The sequence below is a fragment of the Streptomyces pyxinae genome (assembly GCF_024756275.1).
GTDB classification, from domain to species: domain Bacteria; phylum Actinomycetota; class Actinomycetes; order Streptomycetales; family Streptomycetaceae; genus Streptomyces; species Streptomyces pyxinae.
The window spans coordinates 77928-101201 of record NZ_JANUGQ010000014.1; the positions used below are offsets into that span (position 1 = coordinate 77928).

At 74.9% G+C, this 23274-nt stretch carries 18 protein-coding genes and 1 riboswitch; of the genes, 11 read left to right on the forward strand and 7 right to left on the reverse strand.

Annotated features, from left to right (window positions below; translation table 11 throughout):
• The first annotated feature begins 278 nt into the window (after positions 1-278).
• The 6 genes from NX801_RS17670 (at position 279) to NX801_RS17695 (ending at position 6839) form a co-directional block, all read left to right on the forward strand.
• Complete coding sequence (locus tag NX801_RS17670; protein WP_258788709.1) at positions 279-641, forward strand: antibiotic biosynthesis monooxygenase family protein; 363 nt, start codon at positions 279-281, stop codon at positions 639-641.
• 153 nt (positions 642-794) lie between these two features.
• A riboswitch (cobalamin riboswitch) is annotated at positions 795-977 on the forward strand.
• Between the two features lie 343 nt (positions 978-1320).
• Positions 1321-2829 carry a CoA-acylating methylmalonate-semialdehyde dehydrogenase gene (locus tag NX801_RS17675; RefSeq protein WP_258788710.1) on the forward strand — a complete coding sequence of 503 codons (1509 nt, stop codon included), beginning with the start codon at positions 1321-1323 and terminating at the stop codon, positions 2827-2829.
• 5 nt (positions 2830-2834) lie between these two features.
• Positions 2835-3992, forward strand: a complete 1158-nt coding sequence (locus tag NX801_RS17680) for an acyl-CoA dehydrogenase family protein (RefSeq protein ID WP_258788711.1) — start codon at positions 2835-2837, stop codon at positions 3990-3992.
• Positions 3989-5113 carry an enoyl-CoA hydratase/isomerase family protein gene (locus NX801_RS17685; RefSeq protein WP_258788712.1) on the forward strand — a complete coding sequence of 375 codons (1125 nt, stop codon included), beginning with the start codon at positions 3989-3991 and terminating at the stop codon, positions 5111-5113. Before NX801_RS17680 ends, NX801_RS17685 begins: the two co-directional genes overlap by 4 nt.
• Positions 5110-6015 carry a 3-hydroxyisobutyrate dehydrogenase gene (gene mmsB, locus NX801_RS17690; protein ID WP_258788713.1) on the forward strand — a complete coding sequence of 302 codons (906 nt, stop codon included), beginning with the start codon at positions 5110-5112 and terminating at the stop codon, positions 6013-6015. The genes NX801_RS17685 and mmsB overlap by 4 nt, the downstream gene beginning before the upstream one ends.
• Positions 6012-6839 (forward strand): enoyl-CoA hydratase, encoded by an 828-nt coding sequence (locus tag NX801_RS17695; protein ID WP_258788714.1) that lies wholly within the window; start codon positions 6012-6014, stop codon positions 6837-6839. The genes mmsB and NX801_RS17695 overlap by 4 nt, the downstream gene beginning before the upstream one ends.
• A 158-nt stretch (positions 6840-6997) precedes the next feature.
• Here NX801_RS17695 and NX801_RS17700 read toward each other — a convergent pair whose 3' ends face one another.
• Positions 6998-8404 (reverse strand): short-chain fatty acyl-CoA regulator family protein, encoded by a 1407-nt coding sequence (locus NX801_RS17700; RefSeq protein ID WP_258788715.1) that lies wholly within the window; start codon positions 8402-8404, stop codon positions 6998-7000.
• A 381-nt stretch (positions 8405-8785) separates the two neighbouring features.
• Here NX801_RS17700 and aceA point away from each other — a divergent pair, with 381 nt between their 5' ends.
• On the forward strand, positions 8786-10075 hold the full coding sequence (aceA, locus tag NX801_RS17705) for an isocitrate lyase (protein ID WP_258788716.1): 1290 nt from the start codon (positions 8786-8788) through the stop codon (positions 10073-10075).
• Positions 10076-10315: 240 nt separating this feature from the next.
• On the forward strand, positions 10316-11902 hold the full coding sequence (locus tag NX801_RS17710; protein ID WP_258788717.1) for a malate synthase: 1587 nt from the start codon (positions 10316-10318) through the stop codon (positions 11900-11902).
• Between the two features lie 367 nt (positions 11903-12269).
• Here NX801_RS17710 and NX801_RS17715 read toward each other — a convergent pair whose 3' ends face one another.
• The 6 genes from NX801_RS17715 to NX801_RS17740 all read right to left on the reverse strand — a co-directional run bounded on the left by NX801_RS17715 (position 12270) and on the right by NX801_RS17740 (position 18438).
• Positions 12270-13004 (reverse strand): 4'-phosphopantetheinyl transferase family protein, encoded by a 735-nt coding sequence (locus NX801_RS17715; protein WP_258788718.1) that lies wholly within the window; start codon positions 13002-13004, stop codon positions 12270-12272.
• A gap of 230 nt (positions 13005-13234) precedes the next feature.
• Entirely contained in the window at positions 13235-13468 is a 234-nt protein-coding gene (locus NX801_RS17720) for a phosphopantetheine-binding protein (RefSeq protein WP_258788719.1), read from the reverse strand.
• A 5-nt stretch (positions 13469-13473) separates the two neighbouring features.
• Positions 13474-14106 carry an isochorismatase family protein gene (locus NX801_RS17725; RefSeq protein WP_258788720.1) on the reverse strand — a complete coding sequence of 211 codons (633 nt, stop codon included), beginning with the start codon at positions 14104-14106 and terminating at the stop codon, positions 13474-13476.
• A gap of 296 nt (positions 14107-14402) precedes the next feature.
• Positions 14403-16013 carry a (2,3-dihydroxybenzoyl)adenylate synthase gene (locus NX801_RS17730; protein WP_258788804.1) on the reverse strand — a complete coding sequence of 537 codons (1611 nt, stop codon included), beginning with the start codon at positions 16011-16013 and terminating at the stop codon, positions 14403-14405.
• Between the two features lie 155 nt (positions 16014-16168).
• Entirely contained in the window at positions 16169-17374 is a 1206-nt protein-coding gene (gene dhbC / locus NX801_RS17735) for an isochorismate synthase DhbC (RefSeq protein WP_258788721.1), read from the reverse strand.
• Between the two features lie 233 nt (positions 17375-17607).
• The gene (locus tag NX801_RS17740) at positions 17608-18438 is read right to left on the reverse strand and encodes a 2,3-dihydro-2,3-dihydroxybenzoate dehydrogenase (protein WP_258788722.1); all 831 of its coding nucleotides are present in this window, start codon (positions 18436-18438) and stop codon (positions 17608-17610) included.
• A 171-nt stretch (positions 18439-18609) separates the two neighbouring features.
• On the opposite strand from NX801_RS17740, the gene fhuB reads away from it, so the two are divergent.
• The 3 genes from fhuB to NX801_RS17755 all read left to right on the forward strand — a co-directional run bounded on the left by fhuB (position 18610) and on the right by NX801_RS17755 (position 23262).
• Positions 18610-20811 carry a Fe(3+)-hydroxamate ABC transporter permease FhuB gene (fhuB, locus tag NX801_RS17745; RefSeq protein WP_428986173.1) on the forward strand — a complete coding sequence of 734 codons (2202 nt, stop codon included), beginning with the start codon at positions 18610-18612 and terminating at the stop codon, positions 20809-20811.
• A 319-nt stretch (positions 20812-21130) separates the two neighbouring features.
• Positions 21131-22351, forward strand: coding sequence for an enterochelin esterase (gene fes, locus NX801_RS17750; RefSeq protein ID WP_258788724.1), 1221 nt, complete (start codon positions 21131-21133; stop codon positions 22349-22351).
• Between the two features lie 344 nt (positions 22352-22695).
• Positions 22696-23262: a DUF4291 domain-containing protein gene (locus tag NX801_RS17755; RefSeq protein WP_258788725.1), complete on the forward strand. Its 567-nt coding sequence runs from the start codon at positions 22696-22698 to the stop codon at positions 23260-23262.
• Positions 23263-23274 lie beyond the last annotated feature (12 nt).

Genomic DNA, 23274 nt, shown 5'->3' on the forward strand with positions numbered 1-23274 from the left:
GGGGCCTCGCCTCCGGCGGCCCGGTGCGAGGGACGGCCCGTCCGGTGAGCCGCGTGCGTTCGGCGTCCAGTGGATGGCACCGGTGGTGACGAGGCCTGGCCGGGTGCCCCGGGACGACGAACGCCCGGCCGGGTCGGTGCCCGGCCGGGTCCGTGTCCAGCCCGGGTCGGTGTCCGGCCGGGTCCGTGTCCGGGCGGTTTCACGCCGACCGGGGTCCAACCGGGCGAAAGCACAGAAGAGAGGGCAAACCCTCAGTCGGTAAGGATACATATGCTTGCATGACTGTTACCGCCCACATCGACTCCACCCGTCCCGTGGCGACGCTGATCAACGTCTTCACCGTCGCCCCGGAACGGCAGCGGGAGCTGGTCGCTCTGCTGGCGCACGCCACCGAGTCGACCATGAAGCGCCAGCCGGGCTTCATCTGCGCCAACTTCCATCTCAGCTCCGACGGCGAGCGGGTCGTCAACTACGCCCAGTGGGAGACCGAGGACCACTACCGGGCGATGCTCGCCAACCCCGAGGCGCGGGTCCACATGGACCAGGCCGCCACCATCGCCACCGATGTCCAGCCCCGGCTGTTCCTGGTGCACTCCTCGCACGCCCCGGTCCCCCGGTCCGCCCCCGCCGGCGCCGTCTGACGCCGCTCTCCCCCGCGTGCCCCCGGTCCCCCGCCGTACGGGACCGGGGGCACCCGACCGTCCGGGCCGGGGGTCGGGGCCGGGCGGCCGGCGGCCGGCGGTGGGCGGTGGGGCAACACCCCCGGGGGCCGCGGGGGGTGGACTTACTAGGACGTCCAACTATATCGTCGGGGGCGAAGGCCGCGGTGCAGGGAAGCCGGTGTGAATCCGGCACGGTCCCGCCACTGTGACCGGGGAGTGTGCCGCCGTCACGCGCCACTGGCGAGGTCTGCCGGGAAGGCGGGCGGCACGCGGGGATCCGGGAGTCAGGATACCGACCGCGGCGTGATCCGTGTTGTCCACGAGGATGGAGCAGACACGCATGGCACCGGTACGCGACCACGACCTCGGTGACCCGGCGAAGCACCCGGCCCGTACGGGGCCCCGCCCCCAGCGGCACACCTGAGCCCGGGAGGCGAGCCCCCGGGCCCCGGCCCGCGTCCGCCTCCCGCACCTGACCCCGCTTCCGGCAACTCCGCGCGCTCGCGGGCGGATTGCCGTGCGCCCACGCGTCCCGCGGCACGCCCCGGCGAGCGCACCCACCGGTGCGGGACGCCGGCCGCGCCGCGCCCACCGGGTTGCGCCGGGCCCTGCCCTGCCCTGCCATCCCCGGATCCTCCCTGACGAGAGCAGGCTTTCCATGGTCAGTGAACTCACCGAACTCACCCACTACATCGGCGGCAAGCGGGTGCCCGGCACCTCCGGCCTCTTCGGTGATGTGTACGACCCCAACACCGGCGAGGTACGGGCCCGCGTCCCGCTCGCCGGACACGCCGAGACCGAGGCGGCGATCACCGACGCGGCCGCCGCCCAGGAGGAGTGGGGCGAGTGGAACCCGCAGCGGCGCGCCCGGGTGCTGCTCCGCTTCCTCCAGCTCGTGGAGGGCGAACGGGACTCCCTGGCGCGGCTGTTGTCCTCGGAGCACGGCAAGACGGTGGCCGACGCGCACGGCGACCTCCAGCGCGGACTGGAGGTGGTGGAGTTCGCGGCCGGCATCCCGCACCTGCTGAAGGGCGAGTTCACCGACAACGCCGGCACCGGGATCGATGTGCACTCGCTGCGCCGCCCGCTCGGCGTGGTCGCCGGTATCACCCCGTTCAACTTCCCCGCCATGATCCCGCTCTGGAAGGCCGCCCCGGCCATCGCCTGCGGCAACGCCTTCGTGCTCAAGCCGTCCGAGCGGGACCCCTCGGTGCCGCTGCGGCTGGCCGAACTCTTCCATGAGGCGGGGCTGCCGCCGGGCGTGCTCAATGTCGTCAACGGCGGCAAGGAGGCGGTGGACACCCTGCTGAAGGACCCCCGGGTCCAGGCGGTGGGCTTCGTCGGCTCCACCCCGATCGCCGCGCACATCTATGCCACGGCGGCGGCCCACGGCAAGCGGGCCCAGTGCTTCGGCGGCGCCAAGAACCACATGATCGTGATGCCCGACGCCGACCTGGACCAGGCGGTGGACGCGCTGATCGGCGCCGGGTACGGCTCCGCCGGGGAGCGCTGCATGGCGATCTCGGTGGCCGTCCCGGTGGGCGAGGAGACCGGCGACGCGCTGGTGGCCCGGCTCAAGGAGCGGATCGCCGGGCTGCGCATCGGCACCTCGGACGACCCGGAGGCCGACTTCGGCCCGCTGGTGAGCCGGGACGCGCTGGACCGGGTGCGCCGCTATGTGGACATCGGCGTCAACGAGGGTGCCGAACTCGTGGTCGACGGGCGGGACTTCACCCTGCCCGGGTACGAGAACGGCTTCTTCGCCGGGGCCACCCTCTTCGACCGCGTCACCCCGGGGATGCGCATCCACCGGGAGGAGATCTTCGGCCCGGTGCTCTCCGTGGTCCGGGCCGCCGACTACGACGAGGCGCTGCGGCTGCCCAGCGAGCACCCGTACGGCAACGGGGTGGCCATCTTCACCCGGGACGGGGACACCGCCCGGGACTTCACCCGCCGGGTGAACACCGGGATGGTCGGGGTCAACGTGCCGATCCCGGTGCCGGTGGCGTACCACACCTTCGGCGGCTGGAAGCGGTCCGGCTTCGGGGACCTCAATCAGCACGGCCCCGACGCCATCCGCTTCTACACCCGCACCAAGACCGTCACCTCGCGCTGGCCCTCCGGGGTCAAGGAGGGCGCGAGCTTCACCCTCCCCACGATGGGGTGAGCGCCATGACCCTCACCACCCACACCTCACTCACCAAGGACCAGCTCGCGCTGGCCGGGGTCACCCTGGACTTCGCCCAGGAGCAGCTGGCCCCGCACGCGGTCGCCTGGGACCGGGAGAAGCACTTCCCGGTCGATGTGCTGCGCCGGGCGGCCGGGTTGGGCCTCGGCGGGGTCTATGTCCGCGAGGAGCACGGCGGTTCGGCGCTCGGCCGGGCCGACGGGGTGCTGGTCTTCGAGACCCTCGCCACCGGCTGCCCCTCCATCGCCGGCTACCTCTCCATCCACAACATGGTCGCCTGGATGATCGACCAGTACGGCGACGAGGCCCAGCGGCGGCGCTGGCTGCCCGCCCTCTGCCGGGCCGAACTGCTGGGCAGTTACTGCCTCACCGAGCCGGGCGCCGGCTCGGACGCGGCGGCGCTGGCCACCCGTGCCGAGCGGGACGGGGACGGCTGGGTCCTCAGTGGCGTCAAGCAGTTCATCTCCGGCGCGGGGGCCACCGACGTCTATCTGGTGATGGCCAGGACCGGTGGCAGGGGCCCCGGCGGGATCTCCGCCTTCGTGGTGGAGCGGGACGACCCGGGACTGTCGTTCGGGCCCAATGAGCGGAAGATGGGCTGGAACGCCCAGCCGACCGCCCAGGTGATCCTGGACGGTGTCCGGCTCCCCGGCGACCGGCTGCTGGGCGCGGAGGGCGAGGGCTTCCGCATCGCCATGCGCGGGCTCAACGGCGGCCGGCTCGGGATCGCCGCCTGCTCGCTGGGCGGCGCCCGGTCCGCCCTGGACCGGACGCTCGCCCATCTGGCCGACCGGGAGGCGTTCGGCGCCCCGCTGCTGGAGGCCCAGGCCCTGCAGTTCCGGCTGGCGGACATGGCCACCGAGCTGGCCGCCGCCCGTGCCCTGGTCCGGCAGGCGGCCGAGGCGGTGGACCGGGGCGACCCGGCGGCCCCGCAGCTCTGCGCCATGGCCAAGCGGTTCGCCACCGACACCGGCTTCACCGTCGCGGACCGCGCCCTGCAGCTGCACGGCGGCTACGGATACCTGAGTGAGTACGGTATCGAGAAGATCGTCCGCGACCTGCGGGTCCACCAGATCCTGGAAGGAACCAACGAGATCATGCGCCTGATCGTCGCCCGCGGACTCACGGAGGTCCTGCGGTGAGCGGAGGGACCGACGGAGCCGGCCGGGCCGGAGAGGCCACGGGAGCCGGCGGGGCCCCCGGGGAGCACGTACGGGTACGGACCGGGGGGCGGGCCGGGTATCTGCTGCTCGACCGGCCCGGGGCGCTCAACGCGCTGACCCGGGCCATGGTGCGGCGGCTGGACGAGACACTCGCCGCCTGGGAGCACGACCCGGCCGTGGAGACCGTGGTGATCTCCGGGGCGGGCGAGCGCGGGCTGTGCGCGGGCGGTGACATCCGGGCCATCCACGCCGACGCCGTGGCGGGCGGCACCGGGTCGGCGGAGTTCTGGCGGGACGAGTACCGGCTCAACGCCCGGATCGCCCGCTTCCCCAAGCCGTATGTGGCGCTGATGGACGGCATCGTGATGGGCGGCGGGGTCGGGGTCTCGGCGCACGGCAGCGTCCGGGTCGTCACCGAACGCTCCCGGGTGGCCATGCCGGAGACCGGCATCGGCTTCGTACCGGACGTCGGCGGTACGTATCTGCTGGCGCTGGCCCCCGGCGAGCTGGGCACCCATCTCGCGCTGACCGGCACGGCGGTGGGCGCGGCGGACGCGCTGCTGTGCGGGCTAGCCGACCATTTCGTACCGTCCGGGGAGCTGGCCGCGCTGGCGGCCGAGCTGGCCGGGGAGCCGGTGCACGAGGTGCTGGAGCGCCATGTGCGGACCGCGCCGCCCGGGACCCTGGCGGCCGACCGGGAGTGGATCGACGCCTGTTACACCGGGGACTCGGTGGAGGAGATCGTCCGGCGGCTGCGTGCCTCGGGCGAGCCGGCCGCCAAGGAGGCGGCGGACACCCTGGCCGCCAAGTCGCCCACCTCGCTGAAGGTCACCCTGGCCGCGCTCCGGCGGGCCCGCGAACTCGGGCCGCTGGAGCGGGTGCTGGAGCAGGAGTACCGGGTCTCGTGCGCGGCGCTGACCGCCCCGGACCTGGTGGAGGGCGTACGCGCCCAGGTCATCGACAAGGACCGGTCGCCGCGCTGGTCCCCCGCCACGCTCGCGGAGGTCTCCGAGGCGGACGTGGCACGGTTCTTCGCCCCGCTCGGCGCCGCCGAACTGCGCCTGGGCGGTCCCGGTCCGGATCAGGAGGTGCCGTGGTGAGCAGCGTCGTCGCGTTCGTCGGACTCGGTCACATGGGCGGTCCGATGGCCGCTCATCTGGTGCGGGCCGGCCACCGGGTGGCCGGCTACGACCTGGTGCCCGACTGCCTCGCGGCCGCGAGTGCGGCGGGGGTGGAGCCGGCCCGTTCGGCGGCGGACGCCGTCGCCGGAGCCGATGTGGTGATCTCCATGCTGCCGGCCGGACGCCATGTGCTGGCGCTCTACCGGCAGGAGGGGGCGCTCGCCGCCGCCCGGCCGGGCACCCTGTTCATCGACTGCTCGACCATCGACGTGGCCGACGCCCGGGCCGCCCACGAGGCGGCGGTCGCGGCCGGGCACCGCTCGCTGGACGCGCCGGTCTCCGGCGGGGTGGTGGGCGCCGAGGCGGCCACCCTGACCTTCATGGCGGGCGGCGGCGAGGCCGAGTTCGCCGCGGCCGAGCCCTATCTGTCGCTGATGGGCCGCCGGGTGGTGCACTGCGGGGCGGCCGGGGCCGGGCAGGCCGCGAAGATCTGCAACAACATGATCCTGGGCGTCTCGATGATCGCGGTGAGCGAGGCGTTCGTGCTGGGCGAGAGCCTGGGTCTGAGCCATCAGGCGCTTTACGACGTGGCCTCGGCCGCCTCCGGCCAGTGCTGGGCGCTCACCGTCAACTGCCCGGTGCCGGGCCCCGTACCGACCAGCCCCGCCAACCGGGACTACCGGCCCGGCTTCGCCGCCCCGCTGATGGCCAAGGACCTCGGGCTGGCCGCCAGTGCGCTGCGGGCCGGCGGGGTGTCGGCGCCGCTGGGCGAGAAGGCGGCCGAGCTGTACGCGGCCTTCGCCGCCGGTGACGGCGCCGGCCAGGACTTCTCCGGCATCGTCCGGGCCATTCGCGAACGGAAGGACGGAGAGCCGGCATGACCGAGGAGAGGGACCACAGCGGCGTCCGGGAGCCGGCGACGGCGCCGTACGAGACGATCCTGGTCGAGCGGGATCCGGAGAACGAGCGGGTCGCGGTGCTGACCCTCAACCGCCCCGAGGCGCTCAACGCCCTGAACCTCACGGTGATGGACGAGGTGGTGGCCGCCGCGGAGGCGCTCGACCGCGATCCGGGCGTGGGGTGCCTGATGATCACCGGCTCCGAGCGGGCGTTCGCGGCCGGGGCCGACATCAAGGAGATGCGGCCGCGGGGCTACCCGGAGATGTATCTCACCGACTGGTTCACCGCCTGGGACCGGCTCGGTCAGGTGCGTACGCCCACGGTGGCGGCGGTCTCCGGGTACGCGCTGGGCGGCGGCTGCGAACTGGCCATGCTCTGCGACATCCTGCTCGCCGCCGACACCGCCGTCTTCGGCCAGCCGGAGATCAAGCTCGGGGTGATCCCGGGCATCGGCGGGTCCCAGCGGCTCACCCGGGCGATCGGCAAGGCCAAGGCGATGGAACTCTGCCTGACCGGCCGGACGATGGACGCCGGGGAGGCCGAACGGGCCGGTCTGGTCTCCCGGATCGTGCCCGCCGGGGAACTGCGGGCCGAGGCGCTGGCGGTGGCGCGGACGGTGGCCGGGATGTCCAAGCCGGTGGCGATGATGGCCAAGGAGGCGGTGAACCGGGCCTTCGAGACCAGTCTCGCGGAGGGCGTCCGGTTCGAACGGCGGCTGTTCCACGCGCTGTTCGCCACGGCCGACCAGAAGGAGGGCATGGCGGCGTTCACCGAGAAGCGCCCGCCGGAGTTCACCCACCACTGACCGACCGCCGAGCGGTCAGGGCGGCGGGTACGGGCCAGGGGCCGGGCCTCCGGCCCGTACCCGGGCGCCGGGCCGGCCGCCCCGGCGGCCGCTGGTGCCCCGGGAGAAACCGGGGGCCGGGGCCGGGGATCAAGGGTCAGGGCCGGGGGCCGGGTGGGTCACCCGGGATCGCCGGCCACCGGGTAGGGGACGAAGGTGCTGCTGCGCTCGTCCACCGCGAGCGGACGGCCGAGCGGGGGTACGGCCCGCTGCGGGCAGTCCAGCCGCTCGCAGACCCGGCAGCCCATGCCGATCGGAGTGGCCGCCGCCGCGTTGTCGAGGTCGAGGCCGTCCGAGTAGACCAGCCGGGAGGCGTGGCGCAGCTCGCAGCCGAGCCCGATGGCGAAGGTCTTGCCGGGTTCGCCCCAGCCACCCCGGTGGCGGGTGACGGCACGGGCGGTCCAGAGGTAGCGCTGCCCGTCCGGCATGGCGGCGATCTGGACATGGATGCGGCCGGGCGCGGCGAACGCCTCGTAGACGTTCCACAGCGGGCAGGTGCCGCCGGCCCGGGAGAAGTGGAAGCCGGTGGCGGACTGGCGCTTGGACATGTTCCCCGCCCGGTCCACCCGGACGAAGGAGAACGGCACCCCGCGCAGCCGGGGGCGCTGAAGGGTGCTGAGGCGGTGGCAGACCGTCTCGTAGCCGAGGCCGAAGTGGTCGCAGAGGCGCTCGATGTCGTACCGGAACTCCTCGGCCGCCGTGTGGAAGGCGCGGTACGGGAGCACCAGCGCGGCGGCGAAGTGGTTGGCGATCCCGATGCGGGCCAGCGACCAGGCGGTGGAGCCGGCGGCGAAGTCCTCGGAGGCGAGCCGGGAGAGCTCCTCGTCGTACTCCAGGAAGGCCAGTTGGGTGGCCATCCGGAACGCCTGCTGGCCGGGGCGGAGCCTTCCGGCGAGGTGGAGGGTGCGGGTGGCCGGGTCGTAGTGGTGGAGGCGGTCGGTGCCGGTGGCGAGGCGGACGCCGTGCCGGTCGGCCAGCCGGACGGTGAGCGCCCGTACGGTCTCGCCGGGGCGGACGCCGGCGGCCCTGGCCAGCTCCTCGGCGGCCAGATCGGTGTCGTGCAGGTAGTTCTGCCGGCGGTAGAAGAACTCCCGGATCTCCTCGTGCGGGGAGCGGGGCACCAGTTCCTCGTCCCGGTCCCGGCCCTCGGCCGCCTGGGCGAGCCGCTCCGCGAGCGCCTGGTTGCGCCGGCCGAGGTCGAGCAGGACCCCGGCCACGGCCGGCATCCGGGAGGCCAGCTCGGTCAGGTCGGACGGTGAGACCCGGGCGGCGGTCACCTCGGACGCCAGCGCCTCGCGGAGGTCCGCGACCAGCCGGCCGGTGTCCCGCTCCGAGAAGAAGCCGGGGTCCACGCCGAAGGTCTCGGTGAGCCGGAGCAGCACCGGAACGGTGAGCGGGCGGGCGTCGTGCTCCATCTGGTTGAGGTAGCTGGGCGAGATCGCCAGCAGCCGGGCCAGCTCGGCTTGGTTGAGCCGCCGCTCCTCGCGCAGCCGGCGCAGCCGCGCGCCCGCGTAGGTCCTGGCCACCGTGGTTCCCTCCCGTGCCCCTCGCCGGTGATCAGCCTATGCGGGGAATCCCCGGAACGGGCCTTGGCAAAGTTGGCAAAAGTCGCCGCGAAGATTCGCACATCTTGGCATGGACCCATGGTTGATGACACTCCGTGCCACTGACACAGTCGTAGTGCGGCCCGCCGGACCCGGCGAGCCGGAACGGCACCTCCGGGCGGATTTCCTGCCCTGACGTCGGCAATCCAGGGTGCCGGGCCGGTGGCCCCGCAGCATTGCTCAGCTCCGCGCCAGGGGGCGGGCCGGCGGGCCGCGAGAAAGTGAACGGCACTGGATGCCATTCGTTGGCACCGTTGGACGAGGGGCTCGCACGGCGAGCACGCGGCGAACCGGGAGACGGTCATGGCAGAGACGGGCACGACGGCGGGGACGGCGGAGGAGCTGGCCCGGCGGTGGGCCGAGGACCCGCGCTGGAGGGGTGTCGAGCGCACCTATGACGCGGCGGACGTGCTCCGGCTCTCCGGCAGCGTCCGCGAGGAGCACACCCTCGCCCGGCGCGGCGCCGAGCGGCTCTGGCGGCAGCTGCACGAGCGGGACTACCTCCACGCCCTCGGCGCGCTCACCGGCGGCCAGGCCGTCCAGATGGTGAAGGCGGGCCTCCAGGCCATCTACCTCTCCGGCTGGCAGGTCGCCGCCGACGCCAACCAGGCCGGCCACACCTACCCGGACCAGAGCCTCTACCCGGCCAACTCGGTGCCGCAGGTGGTGCGGCGGATCAACAACGCCCTGCTGCGCGCCGACCAGATCGCCACCGCCGAGGGCGGCGCCGACACCACCGACTGGCTGGCGCCCGTCGTGGCGGACGCCGAGGCCGGGTTCGGCGGTCCGCTCAACGCCTTCGAGCTCACCAAGGCGATGATCGCGGCCGGCGCCGCGGGCATCCACTACGAGGACCAGCTCGCCTCCGAGAAGAAGTGCGGCCACCTGGGCGGCAAGGTGCTGGTCCCGACCTCCCAGCACGTGCGCACCCTCAACGCGGCCCGGCTGGCGGCCGACATCGCGGACGTGCCGACGGTGATCGTGGCCCGTACCGACGCGCTCGCCGCCACCCTGCTCACCAGCGACGTGGACGAGCGGGACGCCCCGTTCGTCACCGGGGAGCGCACCGCCGAGGGCTTCTACCGGGTGCGGAACGGCATGGGTCCGGTCATCGCCCGCGGCCTCGCCTACGCCCCGTACGCCGATCTGCTCTGGGTGGAGACCGGCACCCCGGACCTGGCGCAGGCCCGGGAGTTCGCCGAGGCGATCCACGCGGAGTACCCCGACCAGCTGCTCGCCTACAACTGCTCGCCGTCCTTCAACTGGAAGGCGGCGCTGGACGACGACCAGATCGCCAAGTTCCAGCGGGAGCTGGGCGCGATGGGCTACCGGTTCCAGTTCATCACGCTGGCCGGCTTCCACTCGCTCAACCACGGCATGTTCGACCTGGCCCGGGGCTACGCCGAGCACGGCATGACCGCCTATGTGGACCTCCAGGAGCGGGAGTTCGCCGCCCAGGAGCAGGGCTTCACCGCCGTCAGGCACCAGCGGGAGGTCGGCACCGGCTACTTCGACCTGGTCTCCACCGCCGTCAACCCGGCCTCCTCCACCACGGCGCTCAGCGGCTCCACCGAAGAGGAGCAGTTCCACTGAAGAGGCCCGCCCCTCCGGAACCCGCCCACGCGGCTGTTCCGGGCCTCCGACGACCCGGCGGGGGCCGCACACCGTGCCCGTGCGGCCCCCGCCGGCCACCTCCCCCGTACGGTCCCGCGCCATCCTGTGCGGTCGCGTGACCCCGTGCGGCCCCCGCGATCCCGTGCGGCCTCCCGAGGCCCTCCCCCTCGTCTCGCCCTCCCCTCCCCCTCAACACGCTCCCGCCGAGGAGAGATCCGTATGACCATCACCGCGACCAGCACCGGCCATGTACAGGTCCTCGGGGCCCCCGGTGACCGCTTCGACGAGATCCTCACCCCCGCCGCGCTCGGCTTTCTCGCCCGGCTCGACGCGGCGTTCACCGGCCGGCGCGAACGGCTGCTCGCGGAGCGGCGGCGCAGGGCGGCCCGGCTGGCCTCCGGGATGCCGCTGGACTTCTCCCCCGCCACGGCCGCCGTGCGGGCCGAACGGGTCTGGCGGGTCGCCCCGGTGGCGCCCGGCCTCGCGGACCGCCGGGTGGAGATCACCGCGCCGCCCGAGCGGCGGGCGGCGGCCGGGGCGCTGCGCTCCGGAGCGGGCACCTGGGTCGCGGACCTCGCCGATGCCACCGCGCCCACCTGGGAGAACGTCATCGGCGGCCAACTGGTCCTGCGGGAGGCGGTGCTGGGCCGGATCGGGCCCGCCGGGCCGGGGGCGACGGCCGCGGACCGGACCGCGACCGTGCTGGTCCGGCCGCGCGGCTGGCACCTCACCGAGGACCATCTGGTGGTGGACGGCCGGCCGCTGCCCGCCGCGCTGGTCGACTTCGGGCTGTACGTGTTCCACTGCGCCCGCCCGGCCATCGAGGCGGGGCGCGGCCCGTACTTCTCGCTCGGCAAGGTGGAGAACCGCTCCGAGGCCCGGCTCTGGAACGATGTCTTCCTGCTGGCCCAGGAGTCACTGGGGCTGGCGCGCGGCACGATCCGGGCCACCGTGGTGATCGACACGGTCACCGCCGCCTTCGAGATGGAGGAGATCCTCCACGAGCTGCGCGAGCACAGTGCCGGGCTCGCCCTCGGGCACCCGGACTATCTGTTCAGCCTGATCAAGAACTTCGCCCACCGGCCGGACTTCAGCCTGCCGGACCGGGCCCGGATCACCGCGACCGCGCCGTTCCTGCGGGCCCGTGCCGATCTGCTGGTCCGCACCTGCCACCGGCGGGGCGCCCATGCGATCGGCGCACCGGCGGACCGGGTGCCCGGGGCGGACCCGGCGGCCCACGAGGCCGCGCTCGCCGCCGTACGGCTGGACAAGGAGCGGGAGGCCGAGGACGGCTTCGACGGCTCCGGGGTGACCGGTCCGGAGCTCGTCCCGGTCTGCCGGGCGGCGTTCACCGGGGTGCTGGGCGACCGGCCGCACCAGATCGAGCGGCTGCGGGACGATCTGGAGACCACCGCCGCCGCGCTGCTCTCGGTGCGCCGGACCGCCGGGCCGCCCAGCGACGCCGGGGTGCGCACCGCCGTCGCCGCCACCGTGCGCTACTTCGGCGCCTGGCTGCGCGGGCAGGGCACGGTGGAGCTGCACGGGCTGCGGCTCGACGCGGCCGGGGCCGAACTCGCCCGGGCGCAGGTCTGGCAGTGGCTGCGCCATGGCGCCGTCGGGCCCGAGCAGGTGCGGGAGATCCTGGACGAGGAGCTGGCCGCGCTCGGCGCCGCGTATCCTTGGGCGGCGCTGGACGAGATCCGGGCGCTCTTCGAAGAGACCGTGACGGCGCGGGAGTTGCCGCCCTTCTTCACCGCCGCGGGGTACGCCGCCCGGCTGGTGCGGCGGGCCGCCGAGCCGGTGTGAGCCCGGCCCCGTCCAGCCGGGTGCGGCCGGGGCGCGGGAGCCGGGAACGGCGGCGGGTACGGGGACGGACGGCGATCCGTCCCATGGATGTCCGGGGCCATGTGCCCCGGGTACGACTCGGGCTGAGGGGCCCGGGTGAGCGGCCGGGGGCTGAGGGGCCCGAGGCTGCTGTGGAGAACGGGCGCGGAACGGCAGGGGTGCCGTTCCGCGCCCCTGCCGTTCCGCGCCCCGGCACATCGGCGGCCCGGCGGGGGAACCGGGCGAACTCCCGACCGGTGGGCCGGAGTCAGTGTCCCCCGGGGCGAACTCGCCTCCAGGGGCCGGGAGTCGGTGGCCCACGGACGAACTTCCGTCCGGCGGCCCGGAGTCAGCGGCCCGGGGCCGTCTCCCCGGCGCTGCGGAGTGCGATCGCGCCGGTGAAGCCCTCGGGCGCGACGACGTCCCGGAGGAGCCAGCCCGGACGCTCCTGGGCCGGGACCGGTCCGGTGCCGGCGTAACCGTCGCTCTCATGGGCCAGGCCGGTGCCGGTGCCCTTCAGATACGCCTCCTTGCGCACCCAGGCCCGGGCGAACGCCGCCGGGTGGCCGCTCTCCGGCAGCGCGGCCAACTCCGCCTGCTCACGCGGGTGGAGGAAGGCGCGCAGATCGCTCAGCGAGCGGGCGGATGGGAGGGCCTCCACATCGGCGCCCACCGGAACGGCGGCGAAGGCCAGCAGGATCAGATGGCGGCTGTGCGAGAGCGAGAAGTGCGTCCCGGCGGGCACGGACACCGGTCGTCCGTTGGGCCCGCCGCAGACCGGGCAGGGCTGCCGGGCGAACCGTACCGCCGCCGGCGCGGTGTCCAGCAGCGGGCCGAGCAGCAGCCGCAGGGCGACATGGGCGGTGATGTACGCGGCCCGGTCCGCGTCCCGGACGAAGGCGGCGGCCCGGCGGCTCTCCTCGGCGTCGAGCAGCCCCGGGGCCAGCCGGGCGGCGGCCTCGCCCTGGGTCCGGGCGTCGGCGGTGCGGAGCACGACCGTGCCGCCGGCGGGCGGGGAGAGTGGCTCCAGGGGGTGGCGGAGATCGAGTTCCTGCGGCTGGAGCGGGGCGTCGGCTGCGGTCACGGAACGATCATAATCACGCGACGTCCGTTCCTCACCGGCCGGTGACCGATCCGGGTCCCGGCCGACGGGCCGGCCGGTGGACCGGCCGGGAGCGTCCGGTGGACCGGCCGGCGGCGCCCCAACCCGTCCCGGCGCCCCGGCCGGTGGGCGACCGGGGCGCCGGGAGTCTCCGGGCCGGCACCGGCGCGGCACCGGCCCGGCGGGGAGGCCACCGTCCGGGCCGGGGGTGGTCAGCGGGGCGCGGCCGCGAGCAGGGCCGCCCACTCCTCCAGGGCGGGCTTCTCCGCCAGATCCGCGAAGGAGATCTCGATGCCGTGCGCCTCGCGCCAGCGGCCGACGAGCGCCATCAGCCGCACCGAGTCGAGGCCGTAGTCGACCAGGTTCTCGTCGACGGGTATGTCCTCGGGGTCCTCGCCGAGGACGTCCGCGACATCGCCGCGCAGCTGTTCCAGGGTCAGTGCCACGGTGTTCAGTTCCCCTCGAAGACGGAGTCGGTGGTGGTCACGACGGCGCACTTGCCGGCCGCCCAGCGGAGGGCCATGGCGTGGTCCTCGGCGGAGAAGTCCGCCACGGCGTCGGCCACCAGGAACGCCTGGATGTCCTGCATCCAGGCGTCGCAGGCGGTCATCAGGACGCCGATGTGCGCGTAGATCCCGGTGATCACCAGCTGGTCGCGGCCCTGCTCGCGCAGCCGCTCCAGCAGGTCGGTGCGGACGAAGCCACTGTACTTCCACTTGGTGAGGACGGTGTCGGCCGCGTCGGGGGCGACGGCGTCCGCGATCGCCTCGGCGTGCGGGTCGGCGGGCAGCCCGGGGCCCCAGAAGTCCTGCTGGAGACCGCGCTCCTCGGGGGTCTGACCGCCGGGCTGGGCGGTGTAGACGACCGGCACGCCCAGCGCCGCCGCCTTCCGCTTCAGCTCACCGACATGCACGAGGAGTTCGGTGACCGGGGAGGCCGTGGTGTCGAACGCGGAGAGGAAGTAGTTCTGGAGGTCGTGCACGAGCAGCACGGCCCGCGACGGGTCCACCTTCCAGTCGACACGGTTGGCGGGCAGCTCGGCGGCGGCCGGCATGGGGTAGGGAGCGATCGCGGGCAGGGCCATGGCGGGTGGGTTTCCGTTCAGGGGTCGAGGGGTTGAGGTTTTCAGGGGCTGAGGGGTTGCGGGTTCAGGGGCGTTGATCAGAGGTGTTGACAGGTGTCAGTGGTCCGGCCGCCGGTGTCCGGTGTCCGGCCGGGCGCGGGCGGTCCGCCGGACCGGGGGCGCGCCCGGGGGCGTACCGCCGGGCCGGGGGCGTACCGCTGCCCCGGCCACGGGCGGCGTGGCCGGGGTCGCGGTGCGGACCGCCGGTGCGGGCGCGGAAGCCGCGGCCCCGCGGTGCTGGTGCGGGGCCGCGGCGGTCAGGTGCGCGGCTCGGGGGCCGCGGCGCCCGCGCGCAGGTCCTTCTTGGAGACCTTGCCGACGCCGGTCTGCGGGAAGGCGTCCACGAACTCGACGCGGTCGGGCACCTTGTAGGCGGCCAGCCCGCGTTCACGGACGAACCGCTTGACGGCGACCGGCTTCAGCGGCTCGGCACCGGCCCGCAGGATGACGTAGGCGCAGGTGCGCTCGCCGAGGTACGGGTCGGGCTCGCCGACGACATTGGCGTCGTGGACCGAGGGGTGGGCCAGGATGTGGTTCTCCACCTCCTCGGCGGCTATCTTCTCGCCGCCCCGGTTGATCTGGTCCTTGGCCCGTCCCTCGACCACCAGGTGGCCGGTGGGGGTGAGCCGGACGATGTCGCCGGTGCGGTAGAAGCCGTCGGCGGTGAACGAGCGGGCGTTGTGCTCGGGCGCCCGCCAGTAGCCGCGGATGGTGTACGGACCCCGGGTGAGCAGGTGTCCGGTCCCGCCGGGCGCCACGTCCTCGTCGTGGTCGTCCACCACCCGGATCTCGTCGTCCGGGGAGATGGGGCGCCCCTGGGTGGAGACGATGGTCTCCTCGGGGTCGTCCAGCCGGGTGTAGTTGACCAGGCCCTCGGCCATCCCGAAGACCTGCTGGAGGGTGCAGCCGAGCGCCGGGCGCACCCGCCGGGCGGCCTCCTCGCTGAACTTGGCGCCGCCGACCAGCAGGACGTCGAGGCTGGAGAGGTCGTACGGGGTGGTGGCGGCGGCCTCGGTCCACACCAGCGCCAGCGGGGGCACCAGGCCGGTGAGGGTCACCCGCTCCCGCTCGATGAGCGGGAAGGCGACCTCGGGGCTGGGCTGGGGGCAGAGCACGACCCGGGCGCCCGCGTAGAGCGCGCCCAGCGAACCGGGCGAGGAGAGCGGGAAGTTGTGCGCGGCGGGCAGCGCGCAGAGGAAGACGCTGTCCTGGTCCACCCCGCACAGCTCGTTGGAGCCCCAGAGCGAGTAGATGTAGTCGTCATGGGTGCGCGGGATGAGCTTGGGCACCCCGGTGCTGCCGCCGGAGAGCTGGAGGAAGGCCAGGTCCCCCGGCTCGGGGCCGGTCAGTTCGACGGGCTCGTCCGGGACGTCGGAGAGCGCCTCGAAGGGACCGGCCTCCCCGCCCGCGACGAAGACATGGCGGAGCGTCGGCACCTCCGCCCGTACCTTCGCGGCCAGTTCGCGGTAGTCGTAGCCGCCGTGCTCGGCTGCGACGACATAGGCGGCGGCCCCGGTGAACTCGCAGAAGTAGCGGATCTCGGTCTCCCGGTGCGCGGGCAGCGCGAAGACCGGCAGGGCGCCGATCCGGAAGAGCGCGAAGATCACCTCGAAGAACTCGGCGATGTTGGGCAGTTGGACGACCACCCGGTCGCCCTTGCCGATGCCCCGGGCGACCAGGCCGGCGGCCAGCCGGTCGGCGCGCAGGTCGAGTCCGGCGTAGGTCCAGCGGCGGTCGTCCGCCGGGTCCACCACGGCGATCCGGTCCGGGTGGGCGGCGGCGCGTTCGCGGAGCATGGCGCCGAAGGTCTCGCCGCGCCAGTAGCCCCGGGCGCGGTAGCGCTCGGCGAACTCGGCCGGATACGGCACCCAGTCGCCGTCCCGGGCGCCGTCCGCCGCGGCCCGGTCGTCCGCGCCTCCGGGGGCGCCGTCGCGCACGGCTCGGTCGTCCGCCGCCTCGGTGGCGCCGTCGCGCGCGGTCCCCGGGGCGGGCTCCGGGCCGGCGGGCGCGGGATGGGTCGTGGTCACAGCTCGGCCCCGACGGCGCTGAGGAAGGTGCGGAACTTGGCGGCGGTCTCGGCGGTCTCGGCCTCCGGCTCGGAGGCGGAGACCACACCGGCGCCGGCGTAGAGGCGCAGCGACCTCTCCTCGGCCTCGGCGCAGCGGATGGTGACGACCCACTCGCCGTCGCCGGAGGCGTCGCCCCAGCCGATCATGCCGGTGAAGAAGCCGCGGTCGAAGGGCTCGGTCTCCCGGATCACCCGCCGGGCGATGTCGGTGGGCGTGCCGCAGACCGCCGGGGTCGGGTGGAGGGCGGAGGCCAGCTCCAGCGCGGAGGCGTCCGGCACCGCGAGGGTGCCGGTCACGGTGGTCGAGAGGTGCCACATGGTGGCGGTGCGGATCAGCGTGGGCGTGGCCGGCACCGTCATGTCGGCGCAGTAGGGGGCGAGCGCCCGGTGCACCGAGTCGACCACCACGGCGTGCTCGTGGAGGTCCTTGGCGGACTGGAGCAGCGCGGCGGCCCGGCGGACGTCCTCGGCGAGGTCGGCGCTGCGCGGGGTGGAGCCGGCCAGCGGGTTGGCGACCACGCGCCGGCCGCGCCGGGAGACCAGCAGTTCGGGGCTGGCGCCGAGCAGGGTGCGGCCGGGACCGGTGGGCAGGGCGAAGGTGTAGCCGGAGGGGTCGCGGCGGGCGAGGCGCTGGAGCATCGCGGGTATGTCCAGCGGCTCCGGGGCGTCGAGTTCCAGGGTACGGGCGAGCACGACCTTGCTGAACTCGCCGCGCCACATCCGGTCGACGGCGGCGGCCACCCCGGCGCCGTACACCTCGGGCTCGGGCACCTGGCGGATGGTCCACTCGACCGGGGCCGGCGGGTCGGCGGGCAGCGCGATCAGCGGGTCGGCGGTGAGCGGCGGGGCGCTGCGCAGGGTCGCCGGAACGGCGAGGGCGGCCACCGCGGTCTGGTCGAACGGGACGGCACCGACGACGACCGGGGCACCGTGGCCGGCGGCGCGGGCCGCCTCCAGGGTGGCGGCCACTCGCTGGTGCAGGGGTCTCTCGTCGTGCGGCACTTCGCTGTGGACGCCGCGGGCGAGCAGGGTCCTGGTGGGCGTACCGAGGAAGCGAGCGCCTGGGGTGTAGTCGCTCAGGAGCGAGGTCGCGGCTCCAACGGCGGGGTGCGCCGGCTCGGCCAGCGGGACGTGCGTGGCGACTTCGGGTGCCGTCGACACGGGAACTCCATTTCTCGGACGGGCCCGTCGGCAGACGGACCCGGGTGGGGTGACGGGGTGCGGGTGAGGTGCGGGACGCGGGCCGGTGCGGGGCCCGCGGGTGGTGCGGTGCCGGTGTGCGGTGCGGTACGGGACCGGTGTGCGGTGCGGTGCGCGGTCGGACCGTCGGCCGCCGTGCGGGGTGACCGGTGGTCCGGTGGCCGTCGTGCGGGGTGGCCGGTGGTCGGGGAGGGTCAGCGCAGGGTCGCGCCGCCGTCGACGTAGAGCTCCTGCATGGTGATGTGGCGGGCACGGTCGGAGGCGAGGAAGACCACGGCCTCGGCGATGTCCCGGGGTTCGGCGATGCGGCCGAGCGGGATGCCGGTGCGGTAGGTCCCTGGGTCGCCCTCGATGACCCGGCGGGGTGCCTCGTCGTCGGTCCACAGGGCGCGCTGCATCGCGGTGTCGGTGGAGCCGGGGGCCACGATGTTGCAGCGGACGCCGGTGCGGGCGAGTTCGAGGCCCAGGCACTTGGTGTACATCGCGGCGGCGGCCTTGGAGGCGGCGTAGGCGGCCATGCCGGTGCGCGGGACACCGGCGGCGTTGGAGCCGACGGTGACGACGGAGCCCCGGCCGCGCGCGGCCATCCGGGGGGCGACGGCGCGGGCGGTGTGCAGGACGCCGGTGGTGTTCACGGCGAAGGTGTCGGCCCAGTCCGTGTCGGTGATCTCGGCGGCGGCGCCGGGGCGGAGGATGCCGGCGACATTGACCAGGATCTCGACCGGCCCGTGGTCGCGTTCGATCCGCTCGACGGCCGCCTCGACGGCGGAGCGGTCGGTGACGTCCAGGGCGAGGGCGGTGACGGTGCCGGTGCGCGGTGCGTCGGAGCCGTCCTTGGCGGCGAGTTCACGCCATTCGGCGGCCAGTCTCCCGACCCCCGCCGGTGTCCGGTCGGCGGCCACGACATGGGCCCCCTCGGCGGCGAGCGCCTCCGCGACGGCTGCTCCGATGCCCTGTCCGGCGCCGGTCACCAGAGCCACCCGGCCGGTGAATCCGGAACGTGCGTCCGGTATGTGCTCAGGCATGAGCGACCTCCCCTTTGGTTAGGCAACCCTAACCTAATACAAATCCGGCGCCTAGCCCGACGTGACTCCGGATACATCTCCGGCCAACGCTTAGGCTAGCCTCACCTTATGCAGACGCAGCATACGGGCATAACCGAGGCACCTCCCGAAGAGTCCCCTTCCGGCAGAGACTTGACGCCGAGCCCGGTGGAGCCGGGGACCGGGGTGCGCCGGCCCGCCGATCCCACCCGTCGTACCGCCGTGCTCGCGGTGGCGGGTCTCACGGTCGCCGTGGTGCTGCTTTCGGCCATTTCGCTCGGCGTCGGCGCGGGCGAGGTCGGCTTCCGGGGCGTGCTCGACTACCTGCTCGACCGGGGCGGTGCCCGGGGCGACGCCCGGCTCTCGCTCGTCGTCGGGGACCTCCGGATGCCCCGGACCCTCACCGGTCTGCTCGTCGGCGCCGCCCTGGGCGTCGCCGGCTGTCTCCTCCAGGCGGTGACCCGCAACCCGCTCGCGGAGACCGGCCTGCTGGGCGTCAACGCGGGCGCCTCGCTCGGCGTCGTCGCCGGGATCGCCCTCCTCGGCCTCGACTCCGGATACGCCTATCTGGTCTGCGCCTTCACCGGCGCGGTGGTGGCCAGCGGCCTGGTGCTGCTCATCGCGGGCCGCAAGGGCGGCGGTTCGCCGATGCGGCTGGTGCTCGCGGGCTCCGCGCTGGGCGCCACCTTCGGCGGGCTCACCAGCGTCATCGTGGTCAACTCGGCGGAGACCTACGACAAGTTCCGCTTCTGGGTGCTGGGCTCGCTCGCCGGGGTGGAGGGGTACGGAGAGCTGGGCCGGCTGCTGCCGGTGCTGGTGGTCGGCTTCGTGGTCGCGCTGCTGGTCACCCGTCCGCTCTCGGCGCTGGCGCTCGGGGACGACCTGGCCCGCAGCCTGGGCCACCGGCCGCCGGTCATCCGGACCGTGGTCGCCGCCGGGGTCACCCTGCTCACCGCCGCGGCCGTCGCCCTCGCCGGGCCGATCTCCTTCCTGGGCCTGCTGGCCGGCTTCGTGGCCCGGGCGCTGGCCGGCACCCGGCTCGCCGTCCGGGTGGTGCTCGCCGGGCTGATCGGCGCCGGTGTGCTGGTGGTGGCCGACATCGCCGCCCGGGTGGTCTCCCGGCCGTTCGAGGCGCCGGTGTCGGTGATCGTGTCGCTGATCGGCGCCCCGGTGCTGATCGGCATCGTGCGCTCCCGGCACCTCGCCGCGATGGGCATGACCGACCCCGCCACCGAGGAGCGCCCGGCCGGCCGGGTCCGCCGGGTGCTGCCGTCCCTCCCCGCCAAGCTGCGCGGAGGGCACCGGGAGCAACTCCGGCGCCCCGCCGACACCTTCGTGCTCCGGCGGGGCCCGGTCTCGCTGCTGGTCGCCCGCCGGGCCACCCTGGCCGCGCTGCTGCTCGCCGCGCTGCTGCTCGCCGCCGTGGTCCTCTCGGCCTACGCGGGCCAGAGCGAGATGGGCGTGGGCCGCACCTTCCGGGCCGTCTTCGGGCAGGGCGACCGCTTCGACGTGCTGCTGGTGCAGAAGTTCCGGCTGGGCCGGATCGTCGCCGGGCTCACCGCGGGCGCCGCGCTCGGCCTGGCCGGCTGCCTCACCCAGACCCTGGCCCGCAACCGGCTCGCCACGCCCGAGCTGCTCGGCGTCAACGACGGCGCCACCGCGGCCGTGCTGCTCTCCGTGACGCTCAGCGCCTCCGGCACCTTCGGCGCCTGGTGGGCCGGACCGCTGGGCGCGCTGGCCGCCGTGCTGATCGTGACGGCCGTCTCCGGCGGGCTGGGACAGCGCGGCTACCGGGTGCTGGTGGTCGGCCTCGCCATGTCGGCGCTCGCCTCGGCGGTGACCCAGGTGGTGCTCTCCCGGCGCTCCCTCAACTCCTCCTCCTCGCTGTACGTCTGGACCTCCGGCAGCCTCAACGGCCGCAGCTACGAGGTGGCCGTGCCGGTGCTGCTCGGGCTGGCCGTGCTGGTCCCCGCCGCCCTCGCGGTGGCCCGGCATCTGGCGGTGCTCCGCTTCGACGACGCCACCGCCGCCTCGCTCGGCTCGGGACCCGGCCGGACCCGGGCGCTCTGCATGCTGCTCGCCGTGGCGCTCGCCGGCCTGGCGGTCGGCATCTGCGGGCCGGTCGGCTTCGTGGCGCTCGCCTCGCCGGTGATCGCCTCGCGGCTCGCGGGCCCGCTGCGGGTGCCGCTGGTCGGCTCCATGCTGACCGGCGCGGTGCTGGTGGTGGCCGCCGACACGGTGGGCCGGATCGCCTTCGACGGCTCCGAACTGCCGGTGGGCGTGGTGACGACCGTGCTCGGGGGGCCGTTCCTGCTCTGGGTGCTGCTCGGCCGGTCCGCCGCCACCCGCGTCTGACCCGGCGGCCGACCGGGCCGTACCGTCCGCCGCACGTGCGCCGGCCGGACCGTCCGCCGGCCGTCCCCCGCACGGGTGCCGGCCGTCCGCCGGCCGGGAGGCCCGTACACCCGTCCGCCGGCCGGGCCCGTACCCGCCGCCGGCCCCGCCCCTCCGGGCCGCGTGGCGGGACGCCCCGGCACCCGCTCCGGTCCGCTCGGCCCTCCCCGGCCGCCCACCCGCGCCGCTTCCCCGCCATCGTCCCCCGGACCCCCCGTCCCCGGATCCCCGGATCCCCGATCCCGGGATTCCCGGATCCCTCCCGAAAGGCAGTCCCACCGTGTCCCCTGTCCGCAGTCCCCTGCTGCGCACCCTCGCCGCCGGTGTCCGGGCCGGAGTCCCCGGCGCCGAGGAGGAGTTCTGGCTCCGCGCCGAGGCGTCCGGCACCCCGCTGGTGGAGCCCGATCCGGAGGGCGACCCCGGCCACCGGCTGGTCACCCTGGTCTGGCGGGACGACCCCGCGCACCCGGCCGACGACGTGCTGGCCCTGGTCCACACGGTGACCGACCGGGACCGCCACGCCGGCGACCTGACGCCGCACCTGATGACCCGGCTCGACGGCACCTCCGTCTGGGCGATCAGCCACCGGTTGCGCGCCGACCATCGCGCCTCGTACCAGTTCCTCCCCGGCCACGGCCGCCGCGAGGAACTGCTGCGCACCGACCGGCCCGCCTGGCGCTCGGTGCTCGACCGGGCGGTGCCCGACCCGCTCAACCGGGGCCTCCCCCTCCCCTCCCGGGACGGCCGCCACCCGGCCTCGGTGCTGGCCCTGCCGGACGCCCCGGAGCAGCCGCACGCCGGCCGCCGCCCCGGCATCCCGCGCGGCGCCTCGGTCCGTACCGTCCTGGACGGCCGGGGCGTGACGGTCCGACTGCCGGCCGGCCACGACCCCGAGCGGGGGCCGTACGCCGTCGCGGTGCTGATGGACGGGGAGATGTGGGGCCCGGTGCTCTCCGTCGGGGACACCTTCGACAGCCTGGGTGCCGAGGGCGCGCTGCCGCCCACCGTGGCACTGCTGGTGGACACCATGGACGACCGGATGGCCGACCTCTCCTGCAACGGCTCCTTCGTGGACTGGCTGGCCGACACCCTGCTGCCGTGGGCGGCACGGGAGTACGGCGCCGGGCTCGACCCGGCCCGCACCGCGATCGCCGGGCAGAGCGCGGGCGGCCTCACCGCCGCCTTCGCCGCCTTCCACCGGCCCGACCGGTTCGGGCTCGCCCTCTCCCAGTCCGGGTCCTTCTGGTGGCCGGACGACACCGAGCGCGGCAGCGAGTGGCTGACCCGGCAGTACGCCTCCGGGGAGCGCCGCCCGGTCCGGCTGAAGCTGGAGGTGGGCGCCCAGGAGTGGATGCTGGTCACGGAGAACCGCCGGCTCCGCAATGTGCTGCGGGCGCGCGGCTACCAGGTGGCGTACGAGGAGTTCAACGGCGGCCACGACTACGCCTGCTGGCGCGGCGGGCTCGCCTCCGGCCTGGCCGAGCTGCTCTCCGGCCGCTGACCGCCGCCGGCCGGCCGCCGGGGGGACGCGCGACGGAGGCGTACGGCTGCCGGGCCATACGCCCTGGGAGCCGTACCGCCTCGGGAGCCCCCGCACCACCCCGGACAGGGCCGGCCGGGCACGCCGTCCGCTGCGCGGCGACCGTCCCCGGCGGCCGCCCCGCCGGAGTCCGGCCCGCGGGACCACGAGGCTCGCGGTCGGGTGCGCCGTCGACCACCTCGGGAGACACCGGGCCGTCCGCCACACGCGGCGACAAGCACGCCGTCCGCTGCGCGGCGCGTTCCGGGGGCGGTGCGGCGAAATCGGCTCGCCGCGCCGGCGGACCGGATGGCAGGGTGCGGCGCATGACGCCCCCGTATCAGATCCATGCCGACTTCGACGCTCGCACGATCGTGGTCTATCAGGCGTACTCGCCTGCCATCGCTGACGCGGCACTGCGGGCGGGCCGCTTCGTCGCGCCGTTCTCGTTCCACCGGATGACGTGGATCAAGCCGTCGTTCAGGTGGCTGATGCACCGCAGCAACTGGGCCCGCAAGCCGGGCCAGGAGCGTGTTCTCGCGGTGCGGATCACTCGGGAGAGCTGGGAGGAGGCCCTGTCCCGGGCCGTGCTGACGACCGCCGGTCCGGCGGCGGTGGCCGGGGCGGCCGTCCATGTCCAGTGGGACCCGGAACGCTCGCCGCGCGGAGCGGCACTGAACCACTACAGCATCCAGGTCGGCATCGGCCGCCACCTGATCCGCGCGTTCACCGACGACTGGATCGTCGGTCTCACCGACCTCACCCCGCAGGTCCGCAAGGCCTCGGCGCTGACGCGGACCGGGCACGCAGCCCAGGCGCACCGGCTGTTTCCCCCGGAGCGCGCCTACCCCGTGCCGCAAAGCCTGCGAGGCGTCGTCTCCCCGGACGCATGACGGGAAACGGGT